Below are 16,782 nucleotides of genomic sequence, written 5' to 3'. Positions count from 1 at the left end.
CAAAAATATCGGAGACCGGCACTGTATTAGGAATGAAAATACTGTTGCTGGTATATCGATTGCTGGGCCGGCACGGATTTCGTGTATTTCTGTTTCCGGTCATCGGCTATTACTACTGGCGAAACCGTGATGGCAGACTTGCTTCACAAGAATATCTTTCAAAAGTTCAGCCTTTTTTACCCTCACAACCGCGATTGAGCTCTTTCAAACACTTCCTCTGCTTTGGGGAAACGCTGCTGGATAAGTTTTTGGTATGGATGGGGCAAATCACCTTGCGGGATATTCAGTTTGAAACCGATGGTTTTTTTGAACAATCGCTTAGCCAAAAACAAGGCGGCATCATTGTTGTTTCTCATCTGGGTAATACCGAAGTATGTAATGCACTAGCTCACCAACAGCCGGATATGAAATTAACGTTGCTGGTGTACACGCAGCATGCTGAAAAATTTAACTCGTTAATGAAACAGGTAAATCAGCAAACAAAAATTGAAATGTATCAGGTGACTGAAATGTCACCAGCTTTTGCCATGATAATGGCCGAGCGAGTTGCCGCAGGCGAATTTCTGGTGATTGCCGGTGATCGTACGCCGGTGACCGGGCAACAAAGGGTGTCAGAAGTTGATTTCCTGAATGCTCCAGCACCGATGCCACAAGGTTGTTTTATTTTGGCGAGTTTGCTTAGCTGTCCAGTGTATTTGATGTTTTGTCTGAAACAGTCAGATCGATACCATATCCATGTTGAACGGTTTACTGAAAAAGTAAATCTGACGCGTAATCAGCGCCAGCAACAATTGGATATAGTCGTACAACAGTACGCGAATCGCTTACAGCATTATTGTCTGCAAGCTCCGTTGCAGTGGTTTAATTTTTATTCGTTCTGGTCGTCTTCCAGAGATCACAGCAGGAAATCCGAATGAAACAAACAGAAGTAATCATCGAGATACCTTTTCATGATGTCGATGTGATGAAGGTTGCCTGGCACGGCCATTACGTGAAGTATTTTGAAATCGCCCGCTGCGCCTTATTGGATGTTATTGACTATAACTATCCGCAAATGGAAGCGTCAGGTTATGGCTGGCCGGTGATTGATTTACGAGTGCGTTACGCTCAACCGTTGCGGTTTCAGCAGAAAATCCGGGTCATTGCCACATTAGCTGAATGGGAAAATCGGCTAAAAGTAGATTATTTGATTGAAGATGCCCAAACCGGTCAACGGTTAACAAAGGGCTATACCGTTCAGGTGGCAGTTGATATGCAAAATGGCGAAATGCAGTTTGTATCCCCCGAGATTTTGTTTGATAAATTGGGGCTGCAACCATGATCCGAGGCTTGATGCTATTGTTCTGTTGCCTTGCCATGCTGCCTGCTCACGCAGAGTTGTCATATGAATTGTTGACCCAATTAACCGACTCGCCAGATGAATTAAAGGGTGATTTCAAACAGGAAAAATACCTTGCAGAGTTTGATACCACATTAGTCTCAACCGGGCATTTCAACTATCAACGCGATAAATTCATTCGTTGGCACACTCAAGAGCCCATTGAAAATGAATTAATGATGCAGCCGAACCGCATCACTTCCAGCCAGGATAACGAACTGATCTCGCTCGATTCCGATAAAGACCCCGCCACCAAAGTACTGACAGAAATCTTTTTTTCGGTGTTGACCGCTGATTGGTATGCCCTGTCGGAGTATTTTTTTGCCAATGGCGAATATCAAAATAACCGTGACTGGCAGGTCAAGCTGACGCCCCGACACCAGATGCTCAAGCAGGCTATCAGTCATGTGGAATTATCGGGCGATAGTTTGATGCGTGAAGTGGTTTTATACGAAAAAAGTGGTGATATCACTCATATCAACTTCATGAATCTGCAAAAATGATGACCCGTTTGCTGGCATCGAAAGTCACGGCTTTCGCGTGGATAGTATTGGTTCTAATGTTGGTGGGTCTGGCTTGGCTGAAACAGCCGACAATTGATACCAGCATGATGAGTCTATTACCTGAATCTCAGCAGCAGCCACTGGTTCGAGAAGCCTCAGCCCAAATGGGTCAGCGATTTGCGGAACGCTTATTAATTTTGGTAGCCGGTCAGGATAAACAAGCTTTACAAAAAGCCACACAAACCATTGCTGAACGCTATCAAACTATCCCTGAAGTTGATTCGGTTCTCTGGCAAATAGGCAGTGAAGACATTGAACATTCTCAACAGGCATTAACAGAAAATCGTTATGTATTGCTTATTGACAAGATCCGCAGCGCTTTACTGCAAGACAATACCGATTTTGTAAGCAAGCGTGCTTTAAACATGATTTACAGCCCGATGCAAATGGGCGGACAAAACCTTAAAACCGATCCATTTGCCTTAGCTGCTGGCTGGCAGATGAGCCAGTCACCCTTAATAAATGTGGGCATTACGGATCAGGGATATTTTGAGCTTCCTGATGATAACGGCTTTACCAATCTGCTCATTCTGCAGCTTAAAGACGATGCTTTTTCAATCAATGTACAACGCGCCGTATTATCTGTTCTAGATGACTTTAAAACCGAGTTTAACGATCAGGGAATTGCACTATCGGCATCAGGTTTGTTGATACATGCTGATGCTGGCAGCCGTCAGGCAGAACAAGAAATTTCCACTATTGGGCTTGGATCATTAGCAGGCATTTTGCTGTTAATGTTTTGGGTATTCAAAAAACTGCGTTTAGTGGGTTTTATCTTGTTGCCGATAATGGTGGGTACTGCCGTGGCCACGGCAGTCGCCTTTTTAATTTTTGAACGGGTGCATATCGTCACGTTTGCATTTGGTGCCGGGCTTATCGGTGTCGCCATTGATTACGCCTTACATTTTATCTGTGAGCGGCAACAGCATCAGCAAGTATTAAAGCGAATCATGCCGGGTTTGTTGTTAGGACTTTCTTCCAGTGTGCTGGCTTATGCCGCAATGGCCATGACACCTTTCCCAGGACTAAGACAAATGGCGGTATTTTCGGCCGTTGGATTGATCGCCGCTTGGCTCACCGTAGTGATCTGGTTACCCAGACTGACAAAGAGTGATTCGCTTAATGAGCTTATAGCCGCCAATCGATTAAAGCGGTGGCAAGCCGTCTGTCCAGCGCTTGCTCAACAGAACTGGTTCAAGGTAGTGCTCAGCATTCTGGTCATATTAGCTATCGTATCTATCTGGACCGGAAAAGCAGAAGACGACATCCGTTTATTACAAACATCTCCACCACAGTTACTTGAACAGGAAACCCAGATCCAGACACGTTTGGGCTTGAATAGCAGTACTCAATTTTTATTGGTTCCTTGTGATGCATTAGAGCAGTGTCTGCAACAAGAAGAGTCCATCAAACCATGGTTGAATCAGCTGGTTGAGCAAGGAATATTAGTGAACTTCAGCTTACTGGCTGATCGTTTACCCTCTGAAGCCAGGCAAACTGAAAATGCCAGTTTGGTGGAAAAACTGTATCAAACAGAGCTCAGCACACTTTTTAATACATTAAACCTGCCAGAAACAGCATTAAGCCAATCTATGGAGTTGATGCAGCAGGGACTCATGTCACGATTAACCGTCGAACAGCTTTCCAATAATAACTTTGGCGGCATGCTGAGTTCGCAAATCATCCAGACAGAGCAAAATGGTTTTGCCACCATGATTAGCTTAACTGCCAGCCAGCCTAAGCAATTGTCTCAGCAATTAAATTTAACGCAACACTTCCCACAAGCCGTATTGGTTGATCAGGTTGAGGCCATTTCCAGTTTAATGGCGGATTATCGTCAGCAAATCATGATATGGGTCGCACTGGCTTATATCCTGGTGTTTATGATTTTGTTTTCACGCTATAAAATAGCCGCCTGGCGAATTATATTGCCGCCGATGTTAGCGTCATTATTCACTCTCGGTATATTGATGCAGTGTCTGCCGGGCATCAATTTATTTCATTTTATGGCCTTGATTCTGGTCCTGGGCATAGGACTGGATATGGGTATTTTTTTAATAGAAACACAGCAGGCTGCAAATACCTGGTTGGCCGTGACCTTATCAGTGATAACAAGTTTATTGGCTTTTGGCTTGCTTTCCGTCAGTCAAACGCCGGTATTGCAGCATTTTGGATTAACGGTTTTTCTGGGGTTAGCCATGGTTTGGCTATTAACAATGTTGTTACGCCAGCCTTTTCAGGGAGTTGAATGTGCAAACACAAACAGGGATTTTTGATGTCATTGTTATCGGCGCCGGTCCATCTGGCGCTGTGGCATCAGCGTTATTGAATAAACAGGACTATAAGGTTTTGGTGCTGGAACGCACCCATTTTCCCCGTTTCTCTATCGGTGAAAGCCTGCTTCCACAAAGTATGAGCTTTCTGGAACAAGCCGATATGCTCGAAGCCGTTCAAGCCGCTGGGTTTCAGTTTAAAGATGGTGCGGCATTCAGCTGCGGTGAACAATATGAGTTTTTTGACTTTAACGAAAAGTTTACCGAGGGCTGGGGCACCACGTTTCAGGTTCAGCGTGATAAGTTCGATAAAGTGCTGGCGGATGAAGCCGCCCGACAGGGCGTAGAGATCCGTTATGGTCAAGCCGTTACCGCTTTTAACTACGACGAAGAAAATGCCATTGCCAGTATTGATGTGGTAGATGAAACCGGCACCAGCCAACGGTTTTCTGCCAAGTTTGTCTTGGATGGCAGTGGTTATGGTCGAGTGTTACCGCGGTTACTCAATCTAGAAAAAGCGTCAGAGTTCGAACATAGGACTTCGTTATTTACCCACGTCGAGGATCGCATCACTGACCTGAATTATGATCGTAATAAGATCCTCATCACCGTGCACCCACAACATCGTGATGTCTGGTATTGGTTGATTCCGTTCAGTAATGGCCGAGCCTCGGTCGGCGTTGTAGCAACAAAAACGTTTATTGATTCAATGTCTGGTAACGAAGCCGACAAATTAAAGCAGCTAATTAACGAATCGGGCTGGATGAGCAATTTACTGAACGACGCTGATTTCGATACACGGGTTGGCTCATTAACTGGCTATGCCTGTGATGTGACCAATATGTACGGACCCGGTTATGCCTTGCTGGGTAATGCAGGCGAGTTTTTAGATCCAGTGTTTTCTTCCGGGGTAACCATCGCGCTCAAATCTGCCAGTTTGGCTGCCGGTGTGCTTGACCTTCACCTACAAGGCGACAAACCAGATTGGGATAAACAATTTGTTCAGCCATTGCAGCAAGGAGTGAATACCTTCCGAGAGTTTGTAGAAGGCTGGTATGACGGACGTTTACAGGATGTTATTTTTACCGCGCAAAAAAATGAACCGGTAAAACGGATGATTAGCTCCATATTGGCGGGTTATGCCTGGGACATCAAAAATCCCTATGTAAAAGATTCCTCACGACTGAGTGCGTTGGCAGAAATATGCCGAAGTATGTAATCGCTTACCTGCTGTTGAGTTTAGTGATGCTCAACGGTTGCAGCCTGAACCCATTCAAAGGTCAATCACAACAACCTTTGCTTTTACTGTCCCCAGCAATGGGGCCAGAGCCAACCTTGTTGAAGCAAAAGCTCACCTTTACCACCTCAGGCAAACAGCAGCAGTTTGTGGTGTTGAGTGATATCAAGCCGAATCAATTTAAGGTATTAGTGTTAATGCCAACCGGTATGACGTTGTTAAAGATGTCTTATGATGGCAATGATTTTAGCCAACAGAACCTGACGGATATAGACATTCCGGCTGAACAGATTATGGCCGAGATACAATTTGCTTTATGGCCAGAAAAATCGCTATTGGAAAGCTATTCAGCAGAAGCTGGATGGGATCTGCAGTTAGACGACACTGCCCGAAGCTTATATGAAAACAATACCTTACGATTACAACTGCAATACACTGAAGAAATGATACTCATTGAAAATCACCGGGATCGTTACCAAGTGAAAATACAATTACTCAACGCGGAGTCGGATTGATGCAAAACGATGTGTATCTCAATACCGTCGGTTTATTATGCGCTGCGGGAAATTGTGCTGACTCGCTGAAAAAAGGCTTGATGTCGGATAACGATTTTCTGACCAATGAAGATTCGTTTGGCGGCAACGCCATGCCGCTGGGAATGTGTAAAGAAGTACTCCCGATCATTCCATTTGAAGCGCCTTACTGGCACAGCCACAATAATCAGTTTGCCTTGGCAGCTTATCAACAAATCCAAGATGAGTTAAAACAAGCTATTGCTCATTACGGTGCCGATCGGATCGGAGTGGTGATTGGTACCAGCACTTCTGGAATTTCCGATGCCGAGCCAGCGATTAAATGTTCTATCGAATCGGGCAGCTTGCCTGAGAACTATCATTACAGTATTCAGGAAATGGGCAATACCGCTCAGTTTATTGCCGAGCTAAGCGGTGTGAAAGGGCCGGTTTATGCCATTTCTACAGCCTGTTCCTCAGGGGCAAAAGCATTGGCCAGTGCGAAACGACTGATAACCTCAGGTTTATGTGACGCAGTGATTGCTGGAGGTGTTGATACCTTATGTCAGCTCACGGTGCAGGGCTTTTCAGCTCTGGAAGCGGTGTCTTCGGAAGTGTGTAACCCGTTTAGTAAAAATCGAAATGGAATCAATATCGGTGAAGCTGCAGCGTTATTTTTAGTGTCCCGGCAACCGTCCGGGGTGATTCTGCGTGGTGTGGGTGAGAGCAGTGATGCTCATCATATTTCGGCTCCTGAACCGAATGGCGTAGGTGCAGCAAGTTGTATGCGTCAGGCACTGACAGATGCCGGGCTGGAAGCAAAGCAGATTGATTATATTAATTTGCACGGTACAGCCACCACGCTCAATGATCAGATGGAAGCGACAGCGGTGAACCAGTTGTTTGGTTCTCAAGTGTTATGTAGTTCAACCAAACCGTTTATGGGACATACATTAGGTGCGGCTGGTGCGATTGAGGCAGCAGTATGCTGGTTGATGCTGATGGATGAGCAAGGATTTACCCCCAAACATCGCTGGGATGGCCAATACGATCCGGCGATCCCAGAGCTGAATCTAACAACGGACAACCGGCATGATCAAGCTTTCAACTATGTATTAAGTAATTCATTTGCCTTCGGCGGCAATAACATCGCTCTCATTCTGGAACGAGCTTCATGACTGAGCAATATCATGTTAGCGATCTAGTTCCACACACAGGCACCATGTCGTTATTATCGAGAGTGACCGCTTACAGCGATCAATGGTTGGAAGCGGAAGTGGACATTCATTCTGCCAGCATTTTTGTTGAAGAACAGGGCGTGCCGGCCTGGATTGGCGTGGAATATTTAGCGCAGGCCATTGCGGCTTACGCCGGTTTACAACAAAGACAACAATCTAAAACACCCAAATTAGGTTTTTTGTTAGGCACCCGTCGTTATCAATGCAATATCGATTGGTTTGAAACCGGCCAGACACTTTCCATCCGGGTGGAATGCGAAATGCAAGCCGAAAATGGACTGCATGTTTTCCGTGGGCAATTAAAAGGCGAAAAGGTAGTGGCTACAGCGAATCTAAATGTTTACCAACCTGAAGATGCCAGCCAGTTTATAAAGGATGCAATTCAATGAGTCAGACCATTTTAGTCACCGGATCGAGCCGTGGAATAGGCAAAGCAATCGCCTTAAGGCTCGCCCAACAAGGTTATGACATTGTGTTGCATTGTCGGAATAATCGGCAACAAGCCGAAGCGGTATTAACTGAAATAAATGCCCTGGGCCGTCAGGGACGAATCCTGCAATTTGATATTGCTGATCGTGAACAAGCCGCTTTGATACTCGAACAGGATGTCGAACAGCATGGTGCTTATTATGGTGTGGTGTGTAACGCTGGTGTTGCTAAAGATAATGCCTTTCCAGCGATTCCGGGTGATGAATGGGATGTGGTAATTCGCACCAACCTGGATGGTTTTTATAATGTATTACAGCCGATTATCATGCCTATGATTCGTCGTAGAAAACCTGGCAGAATCGTCACCTTATCGTCAGTTTCAGGTGTGGTCGGTAATCGGGGGCAGGTCAATTATAGTGCAGCAAAAGCCGGTATTATCGGGGCTTCCAAGGCCCTTGCAGTTGAACTGGCTAAACGTAAAATAACCGTCAACTGTGTTGCCCCTGGCCTAATTGATACGGAAATGACAGAAGATGTTCATATGGAAGAAGCGATGAAAATGATCCCCATGCAACGAGTCGGCACCGTCGATGAAGTCGCGGGGGTGGTGAATTTCTTGATGGGTGAAGAGGCTGCGTATATTACCCGCCAGGTTATTTCTGTAAATGGCGGAATGTGCTGATGAAACGAGTAGTCGTCACTGGAATGGCTGGTTTTTCGCCGATTGGCAATGATTGGCCTGCTATCCGTGAGCGGTTACAAACTATGCAAACGGGTATTCAACGTATTTACGAATGGGATAAATATACCGAGCTCAATACCCGGTTAGGCGCACCGGTTGAAGACTTTGTGATGCCTGCTCACTATAAACGTAAAGATTTGCGCAGCATGGGCCGTGTTGCACAGTTGGCTGTTCGCAGCACGGAATTGGCATTGGAAGATGCTGGCTTATTGAATGACGATATCCTCACAAGCGGCGAAGTGGGTGTGGCTTATGGATCTTCTGCTGGTGATACCGATGCCATTGCGGATTTCGGCAATATGCTGCTCAACCATACTAGTGATGGGCTGAATGCCAATTCCTACATTAAAATGATGTCTCACACTTCACCAGTTAATATCGGCATCTACTTTGGTTTACAAGGCCGAATTTTAACCACCTCCAGCGCTTGTACCTCTGGTAGCCAGGCAATTGGCTATGCCTATGAGGCCATTAAATATGGTCATCAGACGATTATGGTTGCCGGTGGTTGTGAAGCGCTGTGTGCAACCGAAGCAGCGGTATTTGACACGCTTTATGCAACCAGTATCAAGAATGACACGCCTGAGTTAACACCCCGACCTTTTGATAAAAACCGTGATGGATTGGTAATTGGTGAAGGTGGCTGTACGTTGGTTCTGGAAGAACTCGAACATGCTGTCGCACGCAATGCCCCTATTTATGCAGAATTAATTGGTTTTGGCACAAACTCTGATGGCCGCCATGTTACCCAGCCTTCCGCCGTTACGATGGAAAAAGCCATTCGATTATCACTAAGTTGTGCCAACGTAAGCGCAGAGGACATTGGCTATATCAGTGCGCATGGGACGGCAACGGATCGCGGTGACATTGCTGAATCGACAGCGACGGCTGCAGTGTTTGGCAAACATACACCGATTAGCTCGTTTAAAAGCTTCACCGGCCATACGCTTGGCGCTTGTGGCGCGTTGGAATCTTGGGTAGCTATTCAGATGATGCGAGAAAACTGGTTTCATGCCACGGCAAATCTGGATGAAGTTGACCCAGAATGTGGTGATCTTGATTACATTGTCAATGAATCACGGCAGATCGAGACTGATTTAGTCATGAGTAACAATTTTGCATTTGGAGGAATCAATACCTCACTCATTTTTAAACGATGGAAATAATTTAAACAACGTAGGGATACAAAAAATGAATTTAAAACAATTAGTTATTGCTGCAAGCTTGTTGGCTTTCAGCGGCATGTTGCAGGCGTTTGAAACAGATCAACAACGTATTGAACACAACCTGAAAATCATGGATTCCGGTAGTGTTGAACAGAAAGAGCAGATGTTGGAGCGACTGCAGTGGTCTGGTCTTTCTGATCCGTTATTGTTTGATCGGTTGGAGCAAGATGTGTTGGCCGCTCAAGAAACGAAATATTTTGAGCGCGATGAATTAAGCGTTTTGTCTTATGAGATGAGGGCTTTGGGTTACAGCGGCAACGCTAAATATCAGCCAACGCTGCAATTAATGGCAAATAAAGCAGAAAACTCAAAGTTAAAACGTCATGCCTCAAAAGCTAAAACAGATCTGGTGCAATTCCAGGCTATCCAAAATAAACTTGCTACGGTAAATGTCACAGATGCCGGATTACCGGCTGAAGTTGTTAGTTACATTAAGTTATTAGAGACCAATGATGCTTACGCTCAACGATTAGCTGCCAGAGCGATTTTCCACGAGCAGAGAAAAGAGCCAGCATTATTAGAAGTGACAGCGGCCAAGCTGGAAGCGATGTATATGGATACTAATCTGGATAAAACCGCACAGGATTCTGCCGCATGGATGTGTAAAGCGTTAAAGCAGGCAGGAGGTTATGAAAGCCTATTGCAGAAAGTAGCGTCAGACACACCACATAAGAAAATCAAAAAATACGCGAGCTAGTACCCATCAGGATTGTGCGTCTGCCAGTGCCAGCTGTCAGCGCACATCCTGTTGATATCCAGCTCGGCTTTCCAGCCCAAGGTTTGAATAGCCAGTGAGGGATCGGCAATACAACGTGCCAGATCTTTGGCCCGACGAGCAACAATCTCAAACGGGATTTTGTGGCCCGAAACCTGCTCAAACGTTGAAATCATTTCCAACACGGAATAGCCCCGGCCAGTGCCAATATTCAAAGTCAAAATGTCCGAGCTTTCCAGGCTTTTTTGTAAAGCTTTAACGTGCGCCTTCGCTAAATCCGTTACATGAATGTAATCACGTACTCCGGTTCCATCCCTTGTGGTGTAATCATTTCCATAAATAAACAACTTGTCGCGTTTGCCTAAGGCTACTTGCAAAAGGCATGGCATCAAGTTGCTAGATATGGCGTTGGAGGTTTCACCGATCAGGCCGGACTTATGCGCTCCCACCGGATTAAAGTAGCGAAGCAGGGCAATCGACCAAGCCGGATCAGCGCTGTGCAAATCGGTTAATATCTGTTCAATAATTAACTTGGAACGACCATAGGGATTATTAGCTGCGAGTGGAAAATCTTCGCGGATTGGCTGTTGGGATGTTTCGTCGTAGACCGTCGCTGACGAACTGAAAATCAATGTTTTGCAGCCAAATTCAGCCATCACCTTACAAAGGGTGAGCGTTCCACTGACATTGTTATCGTAGTACTGCATTGGCTGTGACACAGATTCATTTAACGTCTTCAAACCAGCAAAATGAATGACAGCACTAATGTTGTATTGACGAAATATGGCTTCCAACGTTTCTTGGTGGCGAATGTCGCCCTGCACAAAGGTGATTGTTTGCTGAGTAATGCTTTCGATGCGAGGTAAAACATTTGCTGAAGAATTTGACAGGTTGTCCAGCACAAGCAGTTTATAACCACTTTTGGCAAGTTCAACACAGGTATGTGAACCAATATAGCCCGCGCCACCAGTGACTAAAATCACCCCATCATCCTTGTTATTTCGCTCCATATACAATCGCTTTTCTTGTTTAAGTGCTGCGTAGAGACTTACCTGAACCATGCCGCAGGATTATAGGAGGTAATTTTTATCGATGAAAGAATTTATTCCGAGTTAAGAAAGCTGAAGGCTGACGTCGCATTTTTATGTTCAATATGAATAAGCCAATCAATTTAAGCCGGTGAATTCAGATCAAACCACATTATTTCGGTAAACTGGCTTATCTCCACCACTGAGATAAGCCATCAGCCATGAAATCTGCCAAAAACACCTTTCTAAAATATCGAAGTCTGCTGATCGGGGTTATCAGTATTTTGATGTTGTATACCCTAATAGGCTTTTTGCTGCTGCCCTGGCTGGCAGAACGTCAAATGGTCAAAACACTGCAGCAAAGGCTAGGTGTTGAAGCCACGGTCGAAAAAATTCATTTCAATCCGTATACCTTTGAAGCGTCAGTCGACAAGCTACAATTAACCACTGAGCAGGATGAACCGCTGGCAGCATGGGATGCGCTTTATCTCAATCTTCAACCGTTACATATTTTCACACTCACGCTACGCATCGAAGAAATCAGCCTGGCGAATACCGAACTGCATTTCCGGCGTTATACCAATACAGACAATACGTTAACTCGATTAGCCGATAAGTGGGTTGCAACCGCCGAGGCTAAAAGCGATACCGAACCAAAAGAAGTTAGCGATCAAGATGATCCATTATTCACACTGGAAATAGGTGCGTTTGATTACACTGATGGCAAAATTCTTTATCGGGATGAGGTGCCTAAAGCGGAATTTGAAACGGTATTGAGTCCGATCAATATTCACCTTAAAGATTTTTCCACCGCCGCCGGCCAAACCGCCCACCAGGATCTGGTCATTAATTTGGAAAATGACGCCACGCTGACATTAGACGGTGATTTGAGTTTGTCACCGTTACAACTGGCAGGTCAGGTTAAGCTGCAAAATTTCAGCCTGCAAACACCTTATCGTTATCTACAGGCGCAACTGCCATTTGAACTCAAACAAGGTCGGCTGGATCTGCAATTGGCCTATGATATTGATATGGCGGGTGAAGCGGCAGAGATTGATATCAGTGCTATTGATATCGATCTGACAGACTTCAGTATTCATCCTTCCGAAGCCGCAGACGCAATATTGCAGGCGGGAACGCTTACGGTTAGAAATGGACGTTATAGCTATCCGCAAAACCAACTGATATTGGATGAGGTATCGGTGGCCGATTTCAAGCTGGCGGCGACCCGAAACAATAAAGGCAAACTTGACTGGTTACAATTAATCGCTGACATGCCCGGACAAGATTCCGAATCGGCGACTGAAGAAACCGAGCAGCCAACCGCTGAACAGACGGGGTCACCGTTCACGCTACAAATCGGAAAGTTTAGTTACAGGAATGGTGCGTTCGCTTATCGTGATGAAGTGCCCGATGAACCGTTTGAAACCGTTCTCAATCCTATTAGTGTTCAGCTAGAAAATTTTTCAACAGAGGCCGGGCAAACAGCCGACGTAGATCTGCTGATCGAGTTGGAAAATGACGCCAAACTGGCGTTAAGTGGTGATTTGAGTTTGTCACCATTACAGTTATCAGGTCAGGCGAACCTGGATAATTTTAGCTTACAGATGCCATATCGCTATTTTAAGGCGCAAATCCCCGTTGAACTGAATGACGGCCGCCTGGATCTGCAAGTGAATTACGATGTTGATTTGACCGATGAAATGCCAAAAGTGAATCTCAGCGCCATTGACCTAGCTTTGGCCGATATCAGTATTCATCAGCCTGGTGAATCTGATGCATTACTCAAAGGCGGAACGCTGGCAGTCACCAATGGTAATTATGCCTACCCCGAAAATCAGCTCAGCATGGAAAACATAGCACTGGATGATTTCAAGCTGTCAGCAAGCCGAAACAAGCAAGGCGAACTCAATTGGCTGCAATTAATGGATTCATTGCCGAAATCTCAAGACGAACCAGATCAAACTAATCAGCCAGCCTTGCAGCTGGATATTGCCAATATTGAAATCAATAACACCGCTCTGGCTGTGGAAGACCAAATGCCCACTACGCCAGCCAATCTGGCTTTGATGTTGTCTGCCAATATGCAGGACTTCAGCCTGGCACAAGATCAACAGATGCCATTTACCAGTAATATCGTTCTGGAATCCGGCGGTGACATTCAGATTGGCGGCGATTTACAGCTATTTCCTGCTGTGGCGGTAAATGCCGAGGCGAATGTAAATCAGTTATCTCTAGTGCCTCTCCAAGCCTATTTAAGTGACTATGCCCATATTGACATTCAGGATGGCAAAGTTGACGTAATCGCCAGCTTGGTTAGCGATCAACAAGAACCCTTTGCCTTACAAGGCGATCTCACACTTGTAGATCTCCAAATGGATAACCAAAAACTCAATGAAAAGCTGCTTAGTCTCGACAGTTTATCCGTTAATAAAGTGGACTTTTCAGTTGCAGAGCAACGCGTGGCCATCTCTGAAGTTGTCGTCGATGCTTTATACAGTCGGGTATTAATCAACGAAAATGGTGATACCAATCTGGCGTTGCTGATAAAAGAGCAACCGGCAAGTGAAAACCCAGAAACCGATACGTCAAAATCAGATGACTCAAACGGCTATGACATTTCACTGGGTCGGGTGAAGATTAATGATGCCAGCTCGCAGTTTACCGATCAGAACTTGCCCATTGTTTTTGATGCAAATATGCAGAAACTCAATGGTGAAATCAGTGGCTTTTCTTCCAGCTCGAAGCAACCTGTCGATATTGAGTTGGAAGGCCAAGTAGACGAATTTGGTCTGGTTGAAATCAATGGCGCATTGAATCCGTTGAATGTGACCGGTCAGACCAATATCACGCTGGCGTTCAGTAATCTGGATTTACCATCAATGACGCCCTATACCGTCAAGTTTGCCGGACGGGAGATTGCTGAAGGTAAAGCCGATATCGATCTCACTTATGAAATTGTTGAAAGCGACTTATCGGCATCAAACAATATCGTGATCCGTGATATTCGCTTAGGCGGACGCGTTGAGTCACCTGATGCCATGGATCTTCCGTTGGATCTTGCCGTGTCATTACTCAAAAACAGTGATGGTGTGATTGAACTCAATATCCCTGTTAGTGGAGATATAAACGACCCTCAGTTTGCCATTGGGCCGGTGATCCGGGGGGCTATCGGTAACGCAATAAGAAATATTGTCACAGCGCCTTTCCGGTTCCTCGGTAGCCTGATTGGTAGTGACGATGATCCCATTGATTCGATTCGCTTTCGCGCTGGGCGCAGTGATATTGCCCCTCCGGAACAGGAAAGACTGCTTAAATTAGTTGAGGCCTTATCTCAGCGCCCACAACTGGCCTTACAAATACCTGCGCCATTTGATGAAACCGCGGATAAACAAGCACTGCAAGAAACAGCGGTTGAGCAACGCATTGAGAGTCTGATGAATGAAGCAAACTCAGAAGATCAACGGGAAAAGCAACGCCAAAAAATACTGGAACAACTCTATACAGCAGCAGGTGTAAGCCCCGATTTGCAAACGATCCAGCAGCAATTGACCCGCACCGCAGAAGAACAGTCTGAAGCTAAATTAGATGTGCTGGCCTACAACGCTGAACTCAAAAAACAACTCATCGAAGTTGAATCTATCTCTGATTCACAGCTGCAAACCCTCGCCAGAGAACGACAAAATGCCGTTTTTGAGTTCATTAAACAAAACGGCAAATTAAACGCTGATCAACTGCAAACCCAAGACAGCGTTTCCGCTGAAACAGATGATGGTTGGCTGAAAATGAAATTTGATTTAGGGACCATCTAAACGATTAGCTTAGTTAGCAAATTGGCTGTGCGGTTAGATATAAAACGCGAGGGAAAGCATGAAGCTGCAAGGGCGAATATCAAACTGGAATGATGATCGAGGATTTGGTTTTGTCGAGCCAAATGGTGGTGGAGAGCGTGCTTTTGTTCATATTAAATCCTTTAACACTCCATCCCGTCGACCAGTGAATGGTGAAGTCATTATCTATGAATTAGCTCGCGATAATAACAATCGTTATAAAGCTGAAAACATCCAATTTGCTCGTGACATTTCCAAGTCCAAAAAACGAGAAAAAGTAAAAAACCAAAGAGGCTTTGGGGGCGTCTTTACGATTATCTTTTTCATTGGACTGTTGGTCTCAGTCTTTAGTGGAAAGTTGCCTTTAGTTATTTTCGGTATGTATCTAATCATGAGCCTAATTGCGTTTATCGCTTACGCAATTGATAAATCCGCAGCTCAAAATGGCCGATGGAGAACTCAAGAAAGCACATTGCACTTAATTTCTCTAATGTGTGGTTGGCCAGGTGCTTATATTGCCCAGAAGAAATTACGCCATAAATCGATTAAGAAAGCGTTTATCAATGTTTATTGGGTAACTGTTTTGTTGAATTTAGCTGGTTTGTTTTGGCTTCATACAGAGAAAGGAGCAAACTTCATGAATAATGTGGTTCTGCCATTATTCAATGGCTAATCAGCGGTGGCCCCTTATCAAGATTGCGACCAGAGACAAACTGTGAAATATTGAGAAACACTTTGTCATGCACATAACATCAGTATGACTATTTAACTGTCAGCAGCAAAGCAGCTAAAAAAAGGGGGCATGGAATCTAGTTCAAACACGACGCTGGTGTTCACAGGCAATCAACCTTGCCCGAAAATTATTACATTTCTGCATATTTGGCTTATATTTTGTCCTTCGATAAAAAGCGCACCAAAAAACATCAAACCACGGAATGATACTCAATTTGCTTTTGTAGAATCATGAATTAAAAGTTTGCCCGCTAAAATTATCAATATGAGACCAAAGGACCCATTAGCATGCCGTTAGACATTAAGATTCCTTCGCACATTTGTAATCTCGCCATGCTTTTTAAGCATCAACCAACAAGAATGATCCAGCCAGGCTATAAAATGTTTCGCGGTTGTTGGTTGGCACAAAATACCTTCCCGGGTGGAAACTGGTTTGCTCCAACCCTTGATGGGGCAGCCCAATATGTAGCATTCCATGCAAAAAGTGGTAGAGAAAAAAATTATACCCCTTATATTTTTGAAGGTAGCGTGAATCATGCTCTGGATTTTGTTGACTTGAATCAAAGCCACATAGATGCTTTTTCTCTAGCTTATAGTGGTATCTGGAGTCATGAGCAAATTATCAAGGATATTCCATTGGCGTTTGCATCACTTAGCAAAACTAACTGGGCAGGCTTTTTCTGCACCCCCTCGCAGGAGTATTTTGTCTGTAATCCAACTAGTAATCTCACACAGCAAAAAACATGGGCGAACCAACAGGCATTGGCTGAAGCTTCCCGCGTGAAGGGCTTCAATGTCTAAAAAGTTGTTTCAGAAAACTCTAGCTACAAAAAGTGTTTCATTCGTGGGGCTTCCACTCCACGGCAGCCCCTTAGCAAA

Annotated in this window: 15 protein-coding genes; 14 read left to right on the top strand and 1 reads right to left on the bottom strand. The window is 44.9% G+C overall.

The annotated features are described in order from the left end of the window. Positions 1–32 precede the first annotated feature (32 nt). The 11 genes from ACN0V2_RS11150 to ACN0V2_RS11100 are packed head-to-tail and all read left to right on the top strand — an operon-like array spanning position 33 to position 10,295. Positions 33–917, top strand: a complete 885-nt coding sequence (locus ACN0V2_RS11150; protein ID WP_417550894.1) for a hypothetical protein — start codon at positions 33–35, stop codon at positions 915–917. Then, positions 914–1,321, top strand: coding sequence for an acyl-CoA thioesterase (locus ACN0V2_RS11145; RefSeq protein WP_417550893.1), 408 nt, complete (start codon positions 914–916; stop codon positions 1,319–1,321). Before ACN0V2_RS11150 ends, ACN0V2_RS11145 begins: the two co-directional genes overlap by 4 nt. Next, the gene (locus ACN0V2_RS11140; protein ID WP_417550891.1) at positions 1,318–1,881 is read left to right on the top strand and encodes an outer membrane lipoprotein carrier protein LolA; all 564 of its coding nucleotides are present in this window, start codon (positions 1,318–1,320) and stop codon (positions 1,879–1,881) included. The genes ACN0V2_RS11145 and ACN0V2_RS11140 overlap by 4 nt, the downstream gene beginning before the upstream one ends. Then, the gene (locus ACN0V2_RS11135; protein ID WP_417550890.1) at positions 1,878–4,217 is read left to right on the top strand and encodes an MMPL family transporter; all 2,340 of its coding nucleotides are present in this window, start codon (positions 1,878–1,880) and stop codon (positions 4,215–4,217) included. The genes ACN0V2_RS11140 and ACN0V2_RS11135 overlap by 4 nt, the downstream gene beginning before the upstream one ends. Next, positions 4,192–5,433, top strand: coding sequence for an NAD(P)/FAD-dependent oxidoreductase (locus ACN0V2_RS11130; RefSeq protein ID WP_417550889.1), 1,242 nt, complete (start codon positions 4,192–4,194; stop codon positions 5,431–5,433). The genes ACN0V2_RS11135 and ACN0V2_RS11130 overlap by 26 nt, the downstream gene beginning before the upstream one ends. Further along, the gene (locus ACN0V2_RS11125; RefSeq protein ID WP_417550888.1) at positions 5,418–5,966 is read left to right on the top strand and encodes a DUF3261 domain-containing protein; all 549 of its coding nucleotides are present in this window, start codon (positions 5,418–5,420) and stop codon (positions 5,964–5,966) included. The genes ACN0V2_RS11130 and ACN0V2_RS11125 overlap by 16 nt, the downstream gene beginning before the upstream one ends. Further along, complete coding sequence (locus ACN0V2_RS11120) at positions 5,966–7,141, top strand: beta-ketoacyl-[acyl-carrier-protein] synthase family protein (RefSeq protein WP_417550887.1); 1,176 nt, start codon at positions 5,966–5,968, stop codon at positions 7,139–7,141. The genes ACN0V2_RS11125 and ACN0V2_RS11120 overlap by 1 nt, the downstream gene beginning before the upstream one ends. Further along, complete coding sequence (locus ACN0V2_RS11115; RefSeq protein ID WP_417550886.1) at positions 7,138–7,590, top strand: hypothetical protein; 453 nt, start codon at positions 7,138–7,140, stop codon at positions 7,588–7,590. The genes ACN0V2_RS11120 and ACN0V2_RS11115 overlap by 4 nt, the downstream gene beginning before the upstream one ends. Then, a complete protein-coding gene (gene fabG / locus ACN0V2_RS11110; RefSeq protein ID WP_417550885.1) occupies positions 7,587–8,312 on the top strand; it encodes a 3-oxoacyl-ACP reductase FabG in 726 nt (241 codons plus the stop codon). Before ACN0V2_RS11115 ends, fabG begins: the two co-directional genes overlap by 4 nt. Then, a complete protein-coding gene (locus ACN0V2_RS11105) occupies positions 8,312–9,538 on the top strand; it encodes a beta-ketoacyl-ACP synthase (protein WP_417550884.1) in 1,227 nt (408 codons plus the stop codon). The genes fabG and ACN0V2_RS11105 overlap by 1 nt, the downstream gene beginning before the upstream one ends. Positions 9,539–9,563: 25 nt before the next feature. Next, positions 9,564–10,295, top strand: a complete 732-nt coding sequence (locus ACN0V2_RS11100; protein WP_417550883.1) for a hypothetical protein — start codon at positions 9,564–9,566, stop codon at positions 10,293–10,295. Here the strand turns inward: ACN0V2_RS11100 and galE are convergent. Beyond that, positions 10,292–11,323 (bottom strand): UDP-glucose 4-epimerase GalE, encoded by a 1,032-nt coding sequence (gene galE, locus ACN0V2_RS11095; RefSeq protein WP_417550882.1) that lies wholly within the window; start codon positions 11,321–11,323, stop codon positions 10,292–10,294. The two genes, ACN0V2_RS11100 and galE, sit on opposite strands and share 4 nt — an antisense overlap. 239 nt (positions 11,324–11,562) lie before the next feature. On the opposite strand from galE, the gene ACN0V2_RS11090 reads away from it, so the two are divergent. The 3 genes from ACN0V2_RS11090 to ACN0V2_RS11080 all read left to right on the top strand — a co-directional run bounded on the left by ACN0V2_RS11090 (position 11,563) and on the right by ACN0V2_RS11080 (position 16,704). Next, positions 11,563–15,153, top strand: a complete 3,591-nt coding sequence (locus ACN0V2_RS11090) for a DUF748 domain-containing protein (protein WP_417550881.1) — start codon at positions 11,563–11,565, stop codon at positions 15,151–15,153. A gap of 58 nt (positions 15,154–15,211) precedes the next feature. Next, on the top strand, positions 15,212–15,844 hold the full coding sequence (locus tag ACN0V2_RS11085; RefSeq protein WP_417550880.1) for a DUF1294 domain-containing protein: 633 nt from the start codon (positions 15,212–15,214) through the stop codon (positions 15,842–15,844). A gap of 347 nt (positions 15,845–16,191) precedes the next feature. Continuing rightward, positions 16,192–16,704 carry a hypothetical protein gene (locus ACN0V2_RS11080; protein WP_417550879.1) on the top strand — a complete coding sequence of 171 codons (513 nt, stop codon included), beginning with the start codon at positions 16,192–16,194 and terminating at the stop codon, positions 16,702–16,704. The last annotated feature ends 78 nt before the right edge of the window (positions 16,705–16,782 follow it).

It is taken from the genome of Methylophaga sp., from assembly GCF_048266885.1.
In the GTDB taxonomy this organism is placed as follows: Bacteria; Pseudomonadota; Gammaproteobacteria; order Nitrosococcales; family Methylophagaceae; genus Methylophaga.
Note: the sequence above shows the minus strand (reverse complement) of the source record. Positions and strands in the feature narration are given on the sequence as shown.

Excerpts from the sequence above, each read along its gene's own strand:
- ACN0V2_RS11120 (WP_417550887.1), top strand. The coding sequence starts at position 5,966 with ATGCAAAACGATGTGTATCTCAATACCGTCGGTTTATTATGCGCTGCG.
- ACN0V2_RS11085 (WP_417550880.1), top strand. The coding sequence starts at position 15,212 with ATGAAGCTGCAAGGGCGAATATCAAACTGGAATGATGATCGAGGATTT.
- ACN0V2_RS11135 (WP_417550890.1), top strand. The coding sequence starts at position 1,878 with ATGATGACCCGTTTGCTGGCATCGAAAGTCACGGCTTTCGCGTGGATA.
- ACN0V2_RS11145 (WP_417550893.1), top strand. The coding sequence starts at position 914 with ATGAAACAAACAGAAGTAATCATCGAGATACCTTTTCATGATGTCGAT.
- ACN0V2_RS11090 (WP_417550881.1), top strand. The coding sequence starts at position 11,563 with ATGAAATCTGCCAAAAACACCTTTCTAAAATATCGAAGTCTGCTGATC.
- ACN0V2_RS11080 (WP_417550879.1), top strand. The coding sequence starts at position 16,192 with ATGCCGTTAGACATTAAGATTCCTTCGCACATTTGTAATCTCGCCATG.
- ACN0V2_RS11150 (WP_417550894.1), top strand. The coding sequence starts at position 33 with ATGAAAATACTGTTGCTGGTATATCGATTGCTGGGCCGGCACGGATTT.
- galE (WP_417550882.1), bottom strand. The coding sequence starts at position 11,323 with ATGGAGCGAAATAACAAGGATGATGGGGTGATTTTAGTCACTGGTGGC.
- ACN0V2_RS11125 (WP_417550888.1), top strand. The coding sequence starts at position 5,418 with ATGCCGAAGTATGTAATCGCTTACCTGCTGTTGAGTTTAGTGATGCTC.
- ACN0V2_RS11105 (WP_417550884.1), top strand. The coding sequence starts at position 8,312 with ATGAAACGAGTAGTCGTCACTGGAATGGCTGGTTTTTCGCCGATTGGC.
- ACN0V2_RS11100 (WP_417550883.1), top strand. The coding sequence starts at position 9,564 with ATGAATTTAAAACAATTAGTTATTGCTGCAAGCTTGTTGGCTTTCAGC.
- ACN0V2_RS11140 (WP_417550891.1), top strand. The coding sequence starts at position 1,318 with ATGATCCGAGGCTTGATGCTATTGTTCTGTTGCCTTGCCATGCTGCCT.
- fabG (WP_417550885.1), top strand. The coding sequence starts at position 7,587 with ATGAGTCAGACCATTTTAGTCACCGGATCGAGCCGTGGAATAGGCAAA.
- ACN0V2_RS11115 (WP_417550886.1), top strand. The coding sequence starts at position 7,138 with ATGACTGAGCAATATCATGTTAGCGATCTAGTTCCACACACAGGCACC.